The organism is Streptomyces sp. NPDC050416, assembly GCF_044458845.1.
Lineage (GTDB): Bacteria > Actinomycetota > Actinomycetes > Streptomycetales > Streptomycetaceae > Streptomyces.
In genome coordinates this window covers 532,986-545,033 of sequence record NZ_JBITII010000006.1, presented here as the reverse complement: position 1 = coordinate 545,033, position 12,048 = coordinate 532,986, and the positions used below count along the sequence as shown (strand labels likewise).

Sequence of the window (12,048 nt, the reverse complement as noted above, 5' to 3'; positions counted from 1 at the left end):
GTTGATAGGCCGGATATGGAAGCCAGGTAACTGGTGGAGTTGACCGGTACTAATAGGCCGAGGGCTTGTCCTCAGTTGCTCGCGTCCACTGTGTTAGTTCTGAGACAACGAACAGTTGTCGGCTTTGAGCAGAACACACAATTGAAGAGTGTGCTTGTTCGCTCGAAACCATTAGGGTTTCGGTGGTTATAGCGTAGGGGAAACGCCCGGTTACATTTCGAACCCGGAAGCTAAGCCTTACAGCGCCGATGGTACTGCAGGGGGGACCCTGTGGGAGAGTAGGACGCCGCCGAACAATCTTTGGAAGGACCCCTGGTCACCAGCGTTCAGCTGGGACCAGGGGTCCTTTTTGTTTTTGCACTGCGCGCTGGGCACCCGGCTGCGCGAGAATGACTTGCGGTACCGAAGACAGGAGTCACCATGTCCACCAACTCTCCCGACGACCGACCGGAGCGCGACCAGCAGCGACGGGAGGGGGACCGGAGCGACCGCGGCGGTCAGCGCGGGGACCGTGGGGACCGTGGCGGCTTCCGCCGAAGCGAGCGAAGCGGAAGCGACCGAAACGACCGAAACGACCGGAGCGACCGCGGCGAGCGTGGTGGCTTCCGGCGGGACGACAACCGGGGTGGCGGTTACGGCCGGCGTGACGACCGTGACCGGGGTGACCGTGGCGGGTTCCGTCGGGACGACCGCGGAGAGCGTCCCTCCTTCCGGCGGGACGACCGCGGAGAGCGTCGGGACGACCGGGACCGTGGCGGATTCCGCCGCGACGACAACCGCGGCGGTGGCTACGGCCGCCGTGACGATAGCCGGCGTGATGACCGACGGGGCGATGACCGTGGGCAGCGCGGTGGTTTCCGGCGGGATGACCGTCGGGATGACAGGCGTGATGACCGCCGTGACGACAGGCGCGAGGGCGACCGCGGAGGGTTCCCCCGGCGGGACGACCGTGCCCCCGAGCGCCGCGACAACCGGGATCGTAACTTCCGTGGAGACGACCGGGATCGCGGGCCTCGTGGCGACGACCGCGACCGCGGTGTCCGGCGTGATGACCGGGACCGTGGCTTCCGTGGGGACGACCGCGACCGTGGTTTCCGGCGTGATGACCGGGATCGCGGGCCTCGCGGCGATGACCGCGACCGTGGCTTCCGGCGTGACGACCGCGGTGGTTTCCGCGGCCGTGACGAGCGCCGTGACGACCGACGCGGGGACGACCGCGGGGAGCGTGGCGGTTTCCGGCGCGACGACGCCCCTCGGGGCGGGCGTGGCGACTTCCGTCGGGATGACAGCCGCGACACCCGTGGCGACCGCGGCGGTTTCCGTGGACGGGACGACCGTGGGCGCGACGATCGCGGGCGTGACGACCGTGGGCGTGGCCCGCGGCGCGACGATCGTGGTGGGCGGCCCGGGGGCTTCCGGGGCCGTGACGACCGGCGCGACGACCGCCGTGACGACCGCCGAGGTGGCGGCCGGTTCCGCGAGGAGCGGGAGCGCGACAGGGAGCCGATCAAGCGGCTGCCGATCCCCGAGGACGTCACGGGCGAAGAGATCGACAAGGACGTACGGCAGGAGCTCCAGAGCCTGCCGAAGACGCTCGCGGAAGATGTCGCGAAGAACCTGGTGATGGTCGCGCGGCTCCTCGACGAGGACCCCGAGGGCGCGTACGGCTACTCCAGGGTGGCGTTGCGGCTGGCGTCGCGGGTCGCCGCCGTGCGGGAGGCCGCCGGGTTCGCCGCGTATGCCACCCAGAAGTACGGCGAGGCGCTGGCCGAGTTCCGGGCCGCCAAGCGGATGACCGGGAACATCGACCTGTGGCCTGTCATGGCCGACTGCGAGCGTGGGCTCGGGCGGCCGGAGAAGGCGCTGGACATGGCCGGGGCACCCGAGGTGCACAAGCTCGACAAGGCCGGGCAGGTCGAGATGCGGCTCGTCGCGGCCGGTGCGCGGCGGGACATGGGGCAGCTGGACGCGGCCATCGTGACGCTGCAGAGCCCGGAGCTGGCCTCCAACTCCGTGCAGCCGTGGACCGCGCGGCTGCGGTACGCCTATGCCGACGCGCTGCTGGCGGCCGGGCGGGAGCCCGAGGCGCGGGAGTGGTTCGCGAAGGCCGTGGAGGCCGACCGGGACGGCAGCACCGACGCCTCGGACCGGCTCGCCGAGCTGGACGGGGTGGAGTTCATGGACGCCCTGGCCGAGGACGAGACCGAGGACGAGACCGTCGGCGAGGGTGAGGCCGGCGACGTCGCCGAGGAGAAGAAGGACTGACCTCGCACAGAAGGGGCGGATCCCGTTCGGGATCCGCCCCTTCCGCCTTTGTGGGTCTGACGTCAGAGGTCCAGCGCCCGCAGCACCAGACCCGAGGCCGGCTTCGGGCCGAACGACGTCGACTTGCGTGGCATGGTGACGCCCTGCCGGGCCAGGTCGCGGACGACCTCCTCGCGTACCGGGTGCATCAGGACGGCCGTACCGCCGTCGCGTTCCGCCTTCGCGACCGTGGCGGCCGTGTCGTGGATGTAGGTGATGTGCGCGGGGGAGTCCTCGGGGATGCGCCAGACGTGGTCGAGGAGCGTGGCGTGCAGGACCGTCGCGTCGAGGGTGCGCCAGGCGGCGGGGCGGTCGGCGGGGATGGTGCGGGCCAGGAGGTCCGGGTCGGGGCGGTCGACGAGGTGGAAGGCGCCGTCGCCGGCCAGGAGGAAGGCGTTGCCCGCGCAGGCCGCGTCCGCCAGTGCCTCCAGGGCCTCGGGGAGCGGGACTTCGAGGCGGCGTACGCGGAAATGGCCGTCCAGGGCGGCCACGGCCTCGACGACCGGCAGGTCGTGCAGGAGGCGGTGGATGGCGCGGACGCGGAGGGGGTAGCGGGCCGTGTCGACGAGGAGGACCAGGCCGTGGTCCCACGGGCTGGGGGACGGGTGCTCCGTGCGCAGGCGGCGGTAGGTCGCCCAGCGGTGGTGGCCGTCGGCGATGAGGGCCTGGTGACGGGCCAGGTCGTTCTGGATGGTCGTCAGGTCGGCGGGGGCGGTGACCGACCACAGGCGGTGGCTGAAGCCGTCCTCCGTGGTGGTCGCGAGGAGCGGTGGCCGCTCGGCGGTCCGCTCGATCAGGTCCGCCGTGGCGGTCGTCGAGTCGTCGCCGCGGTAGGTCAGCAGGAGGGGTTCGAGGTTCGCGGAGGTGGCCCGCATCAGGGCCGCGCGGTCGGCCACGATGTGCGGCATGACGTCCTCGTGCGGCAGCACTACCTGCTCGGCCGGGTCCGTCACGCGCAGGGCGCCGATGACGCCGCGTTGCAGCATGCCGTCGCCGTCCCGCTGCTCGTAGACGTAGAGGCAGGGTTCCGGGTCGGTGGTCAGGACGCCTTCGGACAGCCAGCGGCGCAGGGTCTGCGCGGCCTGGTCGTTGCGGGCGTCGGGAGTGTCGGCCTGGGGGAGGATCAGACGGACGATGTTGTACGGGTCGGCGGACTGGAGGTGGTGCACTCCGTCGGGGCGGACGACGACGTCGTACGGCGGGGACGTCACTGCGGCCAGGCTGCCGACCCGGTCGGGGTCGTAGCGAAGGCCTCGGAACGGGGTGAGTTCCAGGCCTCGGCGCTCCGTTGCTTCCGAGTGACCTGCTGTGTTCATCCCGGCATCGTACGGGTGTCAGTGGCATGGGGGATGATCGGGGGAAAGCCGTCGAACGAGGAGCGATGCGGGATGAGCCGGAGCGTCAGGACGAGGCCCGAGGGCAGTGGGCAGGCCCTGAGCGAGGCGTACGACACGGCGCTGCTCGACCTGGACGGTGTCGTGTACGCGGGCGGGAGCGCGATCGCGCACGCCGTCGAGTCGCTGGCCACGGCCCGGTCGGGCGGGATGCGCCTGGCGTACGTCACCAACAACGCGCTGCGGACGCCGGACACGGTGGCCGAGCATCTGACGGAGCTGGGCATACCGACGGGCGCGGACGATGTCATCACCTCCGCGCAGGCGGTCGCCCGGCTGATCAGCGAGCAGGTGCCGCGGCGCGCCCGCGTGCTGGTGGTCGGCGGTGAGGGGCTGCGGGTGGCGCTGCGCGAGCGCGGGCTCGTACCGGTGGAGTCGGCGGACGACGATCCGGCGGCTGTGGTGCAGGGGTACGGCGGTCCCGAGCTGCCGTGGGGCCGTTTCGCGGAGGCCAGTTACGCGGTCGCGCGCGGTGTGCCCTGGTTCGCCTCGAACACCGACCTGACGATTCCGAGCGGGCGCGGCATCGCGCCGGGCAACGGCGCGGCGGTGGAGGTCGTGCGGATCGCCACGGGTGCCGAGCCGCAGGTCGCGGGCAAGCCGCTGCCGCCGATGCACCGGGAGACCATCCTGCGGACGGGGGCCGAGCGGCCGCTGGTGGTGGGGGACCGGCTGGACACGGACATCGAGGGCGCGTTCCACGGGGAGGTCGACTCGCTGCTCGTCCTGACCGGGGTGACGGACGGCGCGCAGCTGCTGGCCGCGCCGCCGCAGCACCGGCCGACGTATGTGGACGCCGATCTGCGCGGGATGCTCAGCGGCCAGCCGGATGTCGTGGAGGCGGGCGACGGCGGGTTCCGGTGCGGTGGCTGGACGGCGAGGGCCCGTGCGGACCGGCTGGAGCTCGACGGGGACGGCGAGGCGCTTGACGGGCTGCGCGCGCTGTGCGCCGCGGCGTGGACGGCCGCCGGTGGGGGGGTGTGCGAGCTGGACGGGGAGAAGTCGCTGGCGAGGCTGGGTCTTTGAGTGCCGGTTGGATCCGCGGTGCGGGGGCACGCTCCGAGCGGGCGTCCGTGGCGGCGGCCGGGCTCCGGATCGAGGTCGGATGGCAGGGTAGGCTAACCTAACCTGCGTGTTGGTCGACAGTCCCCCCGAACAGCGCGCGGAGACCGCCCCCGCGCCCCCGACCCGACGGGCGATACGGGCCTTCGGGCTCCTCCTGGCCGTCGCGATCCTGGTGCTCGTCGCGCTGGCGAGTATCGCGATCGGAGCGAAAGAGCTGTCCCTCGGGCAGGTCTGGCACGGCTTGTTCGAGGACTCGGGGACGTACGGCGACGTCGTCGTCGCCGAGCGGTTGTCGCGGACCGTGCTCGGGCTGCTCGCCGGCGCCGCCCTCGGTCTGGCCGGGGCGGTTCTCCAGGCGCTCACGCGCAACCCGCTGGCCGATCCCGGGCTGCTCGGCATCAACGCGGGCGCGTCCGCCGCGGTCGTCACGGCCATCTCCTACCTCGGGGTCACCTCGCTCAGCGGCTACGTCTGGTTCGCGTTCTTCGGCGCGGCCGCGGTCGGGGCGCTGGTGTGGTTCCTCGGCGGCAGCCGGGGCGCGACGCCGGTGCGGCTCGCGCTCGCCGGTACGGCGATCAGCGCCGCGCTCTACGGCTACCTCCAGGCCGTGATGATCATGGATGACGCGGCGCTCGGCAAGATGCGGTTCTGGACGGTCGGTTCGCTGTCCTCGGCGAGCGAGTCGACCATCCGGCAGGTCCTGCCGTTCCTGCTGGCCGGTGTGGTCCTGGCGCTGGCGTTGTCCCGGCCGCTCAACGCCATGGCCATGGGCGACGACACCGCCAAGGCGCTCGGCGCCAACCTGAACCGGACGCGGGCGCTGTCCATGCTGGCCGCGACCGTGCTGTGCGGGGCGGCGACCGCGGCCTGCGGGCCGATCGTGTTCGTCGGGCTGATGGTGCCGCACGTCGTGCGTTCCTTCACCGGGCCCGACCTGCGCTGGATCCTGCCGTACGCGGCGATCCTGTCGCCCGTGCTGCTGCTCGGCGCCGACGTCATCGGCCGGATCGTGGCCCGGCCCGCGGAACTCCAGGTGGGCATCGTCACCGCGATCCTCGGCGGCCCGGTGTTCATCTATCTCGTACGACGGCGGAGGACGGCGCAGCTGTGAAGACCACCAACCGTGCCGTGCGGACCCCGGGCGGGCTCTCCATACGCCTGGACGTGCGGGGCTTGACCGTCGTGCTCCTGCTGCTGGTCGCGGCGCTCACGGCGAGTGTCGTGCTCATCGGCACCGGCGACTTCCCGATCCCGGCCGCCGACGTGCTGCGGACGCTGTTCGGCGAGGGCAACGCGGGCCAGGAGTTCATCGTCAACGAACTGCGGCTGCCGCGGGTCCTGGTCGGGCTGCTGGTCGGGGCCTCGCTCGGGCTCGGCGGCGCGCTGTTCCAGTCCATCTCCCGCAATCCGCTGGGCAGTCCGGACGTGCTGGGCCTCGGACAGGGGGCGACGGCCGGCGCGCTCACCGTGATCGTGCTGTTCTCCGGGAGCGCGAACCAGGTCGCCGCCGGCGCGCTGGTGGGCGGTCTGGTGACCGGCCTGGCCATCTACGTTCTCGCCTGGAAGCGGGGCGTGCACGGATACCGGCTGGTGCTGGTCGGCATCGGCGTCTCCGCGATCGTCACGGCGGTCAACGGCTATCTGCTCACCAAGTCCGACATCGTGGACGCGGCCCGCGCGGTCGTGTGGATGACCGGATCCCTCGACGGCCGTGACTGGGCCCAGGTCTGGCCGCTGCTCGGGCTGTGCGCCGTGCTGGTGCCGCTGGTCCTGGTCAACGCGCGCGGGCTGCGGATGATGGAGATGGGCGACGACGTGTCGTACGCCCTCGGGGTGCGGGTGGAGCGCGTACGGCTGCTGCTGATGGTGGCGGCCGTGCTGCTGACCGCGTCCGCGACCGCCGCCGCCGGTCCCGTCAGCTTCGTCGCGCTCACCGCGCCGCAGCTGGCCCGGCGCCTGACCCGCGCGCCCGGCCCGAACCTGCTGGCCTCCCTGTGCATGGGCGCCGCCCTGCTGGTCGTCGCCGACTGGCTCTCGCAGCGGGCGTTCGGCGCCGAGCAGTTGCCCGTGGGTGTGGTCACCGGCGTGCTCGGCGGCGTCTACCTGCTGTGGCTGCTGGTCACCGAGCGCAAGGCGGGCCGGATATGAGCAAGAACCGAAGGAGCACCGTGAACCGTCTGTCCGCCGAGAACGTCACCCTCGCCTACGACCAGCGGGTGATCGCCGAGCAACTGTCGGTGGAGATACCCGACAACTCCTTCACCGTGATCGTCGGCCCGAACGCGTGCGGCAAGTCGACGCTCCTGCGGGCGCTGTCGCGGATGCTCAAGCCCAGCGACGGCCGGGTGCTGCTCGACGGCCAGACCATCCAGTCGATGCCCGCGAAGAAGGTCGCGCGGACCCTCGGTCTGCTGCCCCAGTCGTCGATCGCGCCCGACGGCATCACCGTCGGCGACCTGGTGGGCCGCGGCCGCTACCCGCACCAGGGCATCCTGCGCCAGTGGTCGACCGAGGACGAGCGGGTCGTCCAGGAGTCGATGCGGCAGACCGGCGTCGCCGAGCTGGCCGAGCGGTACGTCGACGAACTGTCGGGCGGTCAGCGCCAGCGCGTGTGGATCGCCATGGCACTCGCCCAGCAGACGCCGCTGCTGCTGCTCGACGAGCCGACGACGTTCCTGGACATCCAGCACCAGATCGACGTCCTGGACCTGTGCGCGGAGCTGCACGAGGAGCAGGGGCGCACCCTCGTCGCCGTGCTGCACGACCTGAACCACGCCGCCCGCTACGCCACGCACCTCATCGCCCTGCGCGATGGCCGGGTCATCGCCGAGGGCGCGCCGAAGGACATCGTGACGGCCGGCCTGGTGGAGGAGGTCTTCGGACTGCGCTGCCAGGTCATCGACGACCCGGAGACGGGCACGCCGCTGGTCGTGCCGGCGGCGCGGAAGGCCCGCGTCGGGGCGACGGCCGGGGCGGGGACCGGGGCCGGGAAGGCGGCCGCTACAGAAGCTTCCTGAGCTGGAGCAGGTCCCGCACGCCCGCGGACAGCTTCACCCGGCCCGAGCCCCAGGCCTTGGCGAAGTTCAGCTCGCCGTCGACCAGGGCGACCAGGTCGTCGCCGGTCATGGCCAGCCGGATCTCGGCCCTCTCGGGCGGCGGTCCCTGGACCGTGTCGCGCACGACGATCCGCCCGCCCTGCATACGGCCGACGAAGGTGACGTCCAGGTCCGTGATGTGGCAGCTCACGGAACGGTCCAGGGCCGCGGCCTCGCGGACGTCTCCTTCGGCGTGCTGCATGTTGTCGGAAAGCTTGTCGAGTGCGCTGCGGCACTCCTCGATCGTGGCCATCGCGGTCGACGGTACCGCAGCGGTTCGCGGTAGCGTCGGGGCATGGACGACGCAGTTCCCCCGACGGACCTCCCGGAGGAGGCGCAGCAGGCGGAGCCCGAGCACGACCCCGCCGCCCCCGCCCCTTTGAACGTGCCCCGCACGCCCACCGGTGACGCCGACGTGGACGCGGCCCTGGACCGGCTCGGTGACGCGGACCACCTCGCCACGGACGGCCATGTCGAGGTGTACGAGGATGTACACCGGGGGCTGCGCGACGCGCTCACCGCGCTCGACGCCCGCCCGGGACCTCCGGCGCCCCCGCGGCCGCACGAACACAGGAGCTGAACACACCGTGGCAGGAGTCGCACGCCGCCGTCTCGACGCGGAGCTGGTCCGCCGGAAGCTCGCGCGCTCGCGTGAGCATGCGGGCCAGCTGATCGCCGCCGGGCGGGTCTCCGTCGGCAAGACCGTCGCGACCAAGCCCGCCACGCAGGTGGAGACCGCGGCCGCGATCGTGGTCGCGGCCGACGCGAACGATCCCGACTACGTGTCCCGCGGCGGTCACAAGCTCGCCGGCGCGCTGACGGCGTTCCTGCCGCAGGGCCTGGTCGTCGAGGGACGCAGGGCGCTCGACGCCGGCGCGTCCACCGGCGGTTTCACCGATGTCCTGCTGCGGGCGGGCGCCGCCCATGTCGTCGCCGTGGACGTCGGATACGGACAACTCGCCTGGTCTCTTCAGAACGATGAACGCGTCACCGTCAAGGACCGTACGAACGTTCGCGAATTGACACTTGAAGAGATCGATGGGGAGCCTGTGGATCTTGTCGTGGGGGATCTGTCCTTCATCCCGCTCGGGCTGGTCCTGCCAGCCCTGGCGCGGTGCGTGAAGCCGGACGCGGACCTGGTGATGATGGTCAAGCCGCAGTTCGAGGTGGGGAAGGAGCGTCTGGGCAGCGGCGGAGTCGTCCGCAGCCCCCAGCTGCGGGCCGAAGCGGTGACGGGGGTGGCCCAGAAGGCCTGGGGGCTGGGGCTCGGGGTGAAGGGCGTGACGGCCAGTCCGCTGCCCGGGCCTTCGGGGAATGTCGAATACTTTCTGTGGCTGCGGGCCGGGGCACCGGAACTGGACCCGGCCGATGTCGACCGTGCAGTGGCGGAGGGGCCGCGTTGACCGAGAACCTAGCTCGTACTGTTTTCCTGCTCGCCCACACGGGGCGGCCCGCCGCCGTGCGCAGTGCCGAGCTCGTCGTGAAGGGGCTGCTGCGCTCCGGTCTCGGCGTGCGCGTCCTGGAGGCCGAGGCGTGCGACCTGCCGCTGCCGGACGAGGTGGAGCTGGTCAAGGAGGCCACTCCGCAGTGCCTCGACGGGTGTGAGCTGCTCATCGTGCTGGGCGGTGACGGCACGCTGCTGCGCGGTGCGGAGTTCGCGCGGGCGTCGGGCGTGCCGATGCTCGGCGTCAACCTGGGCCGGGTCGGCTTCCTCGCGGAGGCCGAGCGGGACGACCTCGACAAGGTCGTCGACCGGGTGGTGAGCAAGGCGTACGAGGTCGAGGAGCGGATGACCGTCGACGTCGTGGTGCACCGCAACGGGGACATCGTGCACACGGACTGGGCGCTGAACGAGGCGGCTGTGCAGAAGGTGTCCGCGGAGCGGATGCTGGAGGTCGTCCTGGAGATCGACGGGCGGCCGGTGACGGGGTTCGGCTGTGACGGGATCGTGTGTGCGACGCCCACGGGGTCGACGGCGTACGCGTTCTCCGCGGGCGGGCCCGTGGTGTGGCCGGAGGTCGAGGCGCTGCTGATGGTGCCGATCTCGGCCCATGCGTTGTTCGCGAAGCCGTTGGTGACGTCGCCGGATTCTGTGTTGGCTGTGGAGGTTCTGCCACACATTCCGCCGGGGGTTCTGTGGTGTGACGGGCGACGGACTGTGGAGTTGCCGCCCGGGGCGAGGGTGGAGGTGCGGCGCGGGGCTGTGCCGGTGCGGCTGGCTCGGCTGCATCATGCGTCGTTCACGGATCGGCTGGTGGCCAAGTTCGCGCTGCCTGTTTCCGGGTGGCGGGGGGCTCCTCACTAGCCATCTGTGGGGGGGGTCTCGTCGTTGGCGGCCACGGGTCGTCTTTTGGTTGCTCGCGCAGTTCCCCGCGCCCCTGGAGGGGCGCTGCCACTCTCGTGGGTGACAAGGGCAGGCCAGTCGCAATCCTCGGCCCGGACCTCGTAAGGTCGTGTCCGTGTTGGAGGAGATGCGGATACGGTCGCTCGGTGTGATCGACGACGCTGTTGTCGAGCTGTCGCCGGGGTTCACCGCGGTCACCGGTGAGACGGGTGCGGGCAAGACCATGGTGGTCACCAGCCTCGGGCTGCTGCTGGGCGGGCGCGCGGACCCGGCGCTCGTGCGGATCGGGGCCGGGAAGGCGGTCGTGGAGGGGCGGATCACCGTCCCCGACGACGCCACGGCCGCCGTACGAGCCGAGGAGGCCGGGGCCGAGCTCGACGACGGGGCGCTGCTGATCAGCCGTACCGTTTCCGCCGAGGGGCGCTCGCGGGCGCACCTGGGCGGGCGCAGCGTGCCCGTGGGAGTGCTCGCCGAGCTCGCCGACGAGCTGGTGGCCGTGCACGGGCAGACCGACCAGCAGGGGCTGCTCAAGCTGTCCCGGCAGCGGCAGGCGCTCGACCGGTACGCCGGTGACGCGGTCGCCGTGCCGCTGGCCAAGTACGGCGAGGCGTACAAGCGGCTGCGGGCCGTCTCCGCCGAGCTCGACGAGATCACCACGCGCGCGCGTGAACGGGCCCAGGAGGCCGACATGCTGCGCTACGGGCTCGACGAGATCGCCGCCGTCGAGCCCCGGGCCGGTGAGGACGTGGAGCTGGCCGAGGAGGCCGAGCGGCTCGGGCACGCCGAGGCGCTGGCGTCCGCCGCCGCGGTCGCGCACGCCGCGCTCGCGGGCAATCCCGAGGACCCCGAGGGCGTCGACGCCGGGACGCTCGTCGCGGGCGCGCAGCGGGCCCTGGACGCCGTACGGTCGCACGACCCGGCGCTGGCCGCGCTCGCCGACCGCATCGGTGAGATCGGGATCCTGCTGCGCGACGCGGCCGGGGACCTGGCCGGGTACGCCGACGATCTGGACGCCGATCCGCTGCGGCTCGCGGCCGTCGAGGAGCGGCGGGCCGCGCTGACCGGGCTGACGCGGAAGTACGGCGAGGACATCGCCGCCGTGCTGGCCTGGGCCGAGCGCGGTGCCGCCAGGCTGACCGAACTCGACGGCGACGACGAGCGGATCGGGGAACTGACCGCCGAGCGGGACGCGCTGCGGGCCGAACTGGGCGGGCTCGCACAGGCGTTGACGGACGCGCGGACGGAGGCCGCCGATCGGTTCGCGGCTGCCGTGACCGCCGAGCTGGCCTCGCTGGCCATGCCGCACGCGCGCGTGTCGTTCGACATCCGGCAGACCGAGGACCCGGAGGGTGTCGAGGTCGGGGGCCGTCCGGTCGCCTACGGGCCCGCGGGTGCCGACGAGGTCGAATTGCTGCTGGCTCCGCACCCGGGTGCTCCGGCGCGGCCGATCGCCAAGGGGGCGTCCGGCGGTGAGCTGTCCCGCGTGATGCTGGCCGTGGAGGTCGTGTTCGCGGGGACGGATCCCGTGCCGACGTACCTCTTCGACGAGGTCGACGCCGGTGTCGGCGGCAAGGCGGCGGTCGAGATCGGCCGGCGGCTCGCGCGTCTGGCGAAGACCGCGCAGGTCGTGGTCGTGACCCATCTCCCGCAGGTCGCCGCCTTCGCAGACCGGCAGTTGCTGGTCGAGAAGACGAACGACGGGTCGGTCACCCGTTCCGGTGTGAAGGTGCTGGAAGGGGAGGAGCGGGTGCGGGAGCTGTCCCGGATGCTCGCCGGCCAGGAGGACTCGGAGACGGCACGCGCGCACGCGGAGGAGCTGCTGGCGACGGCTCGGGCGGATCTGTAG

The 12,048-nt window shown here is 72.2% G+C and carries 12 protein-coding genes and 1 rRNA gene; 11 read left to right on the top strand and 2 right to left on the bottom strand.

The annotated features are described in order from the left end of the window. Nucleotides 1-178: 178 nt before the first annotated feature. The 3 genes from rrf (at nucleotide 179) to ACIBL4_RS22165 (ending at nucleotide 2,265) form a co-directional block, all read left to right on the top strand. A 5S ribosomal RNA gene (gene rrf / locus ACIBL4_RS22175) occupies nucleotides 179-295 on the top strand. Nucleotides 296-520: 225 nt separating this feature from the next. Beyond that, on the top strand, nucleotides 521-1,624 hold the full coding sequence (locus ACIBL4_RS22170) for a hypothetical protein (protein WP_399412611.1): 1,104 nt from the start codon (nucleotides 521-523) through the stop codon (nucleotides 1,622-1,624). Beyond that, on the top strand, nucleotides 1,516-2,265 hold the full coding sequence (locus ACIBL4_RS22165) for a hypothetical protein (RefSeq protein ID WP_399412609.1): 750 nt from the start codon (nucleotides 1,516-1,518) through the stop codon (nucleotides 2,263-2,265). Before ACIBL4_RS22170 ends, ACIBL4_RS22165 begins: the two co-directional genes overlap by 109 nt. A gap of 62 nt (nucleotides 2,266-2,327) precedes the next feature. Here ACIBL4_RS22165 and ACIBL4_RS22160 read toward each other — a convergent pair whose 3' ends face one another. After that, complete coding sequence (locus tag ACIBL4_RS22160; protein ID WP_399412576.1) at nucleotides 2,328-3,620, bottom strand: DUF1015 domain-containing protein; 1,293 nt, start codon at nucleotides 3,618-3,620, stop codon at nucleotides 2,328-2,330. A gap of 72 nt (nucleotides 3,621-3,692) precedes the next feature. Here ACIBL4_RS22160 and ACIBL4_RS22155 point away from each other — a divergent pair, with 72 nt between their 5' ends. The 4 genes from ACIBL4_RS22155 to ACIBL4_RS22140 all read left to right on the top strand — a co-directional run bounded on the left by ACIBL4_RS22155 (nucleotide 3,693) and on the right by ACIBL4_RS22140 (nucleotide 7,780). Next, entirely contained in the window at nucleotides 3,693-4,724 is a 1,032-nt protein-coding gene (locus ACIBL4_RS22155; protein ID WP_399412574.1) for an HAD hydrolase-like protein, read from the top strand. A gap of 106 nt (nucleotides 4,725-4,830) precedes the next feature. Next, entirely contained in the window at nucleotides 4,831-5,874 is a 1,044-nt protein-coding gene (locus ACIBL4_RS22150) for a FecCD family ABC transporter permease (RefSeq protein ID WP_399412572.1), read from the top strand. Continuing rightward, a complete protein-coding gene (locus ACIBL4_RS22145) occupies nucleotides 5,871-6,911 on the top strand; it encodes a FecCD family ABC transporter permease (RefSeq protein WP_399412570.1) in 1,041 nt (346 codons plus the stop codon). The genes ACIBL4_RS22150 and ACIBL4_RS22145 overlap by 4 nt, the downstream gene beginning before the upstream one ends. After that, entirely contained in the window at nucleotides 6,908-7,780 is an 873-nt protein-coding gene (locus ACIBL4_RS22140) for an ABC transporter ATP-binding protein (protein WP_399412568.1), read from the top strand. The genes ACIBL4_RS22145 and ACIBL4_RS22140 overlap by 4 nt, the downstream gene beginning before the upstream one ends. Here the strand turns inward: ACIBL4_RS22140 and ACIBL4_RS22135 are convergent. Further along, entirely contained in the window at nucleotides 7,764-8,111 is a 348-nt protein-coding gene (locus ACIBL4_RS22135; protein ID WP_399412566.1) for an SCP2 sterol-binding domain-containing protein, read from the bottom strand. The genes ACIBL4_RS22140 and ACIBL4_RS22135 overlap by 17 nt on opposite strands. A 42-nt stretch (nucleotides 8,112-8,153) precedes the next feature. On the opposite strand from ACIBL4_RS22135, the gene ACIBL4_RS22130 reads away from it, so the two are divergent. From ACIBL4_RS22130 to recN, 4 genes are all read left to right on the top strand, one after another. Beyond that, nucleotides 8,154-8,438 (top strand): hypothetical protein, encoded by a 285-nt coding sequence (locus ACIBL4_RS22130; RefSeq protein WP_317926984.1) that lies wholly within the window; start codon nucleotides 8,154-8,156, stop codon nucleotides 8,436-8,438. 7 nt (nucleotides 8,439-8,445) lie between these two features. Then, complete coding sequence (locus tag ACIBL4_RS22125) at nucleotides 8,446-9,261, top strand: TlyA family RNA methyltransferase (RefSeq protein WP_399412564.1); 816 nt, start codon at nucleotides 8,446-8,448, stop codon at nucleotides 9,259-9,261. Further along, nucleotides 9,258-10,163: an NAD kinase gene (locus tag ACIBL4_RS22120; RefSeq protein WP_399412561.1), complete on the top strand. Its 906-nt coding sequence runs from the start codon at nucleotides 9,258-9,260 to the stop codon at nucleotides 10,161-10,163. The genes ACIBL4_RS22125 and ACIBL4_RS22120 overlap by 4 nt, the downstream gene beginning before the upstream one ends. Before the next feature lie 166 nt (nucleotides 10,164-10,329). Then, complete coding sequence (gene recN / locus ACIBL4_RS22115) at nucleotides 10,330-12,048, top strand: DNA repair protein RecN (protein WP_399412607.1); 1,719 nt, start codon at nucleotides 10,330-10,332, stop codon at nucleotides 12,046-12,048.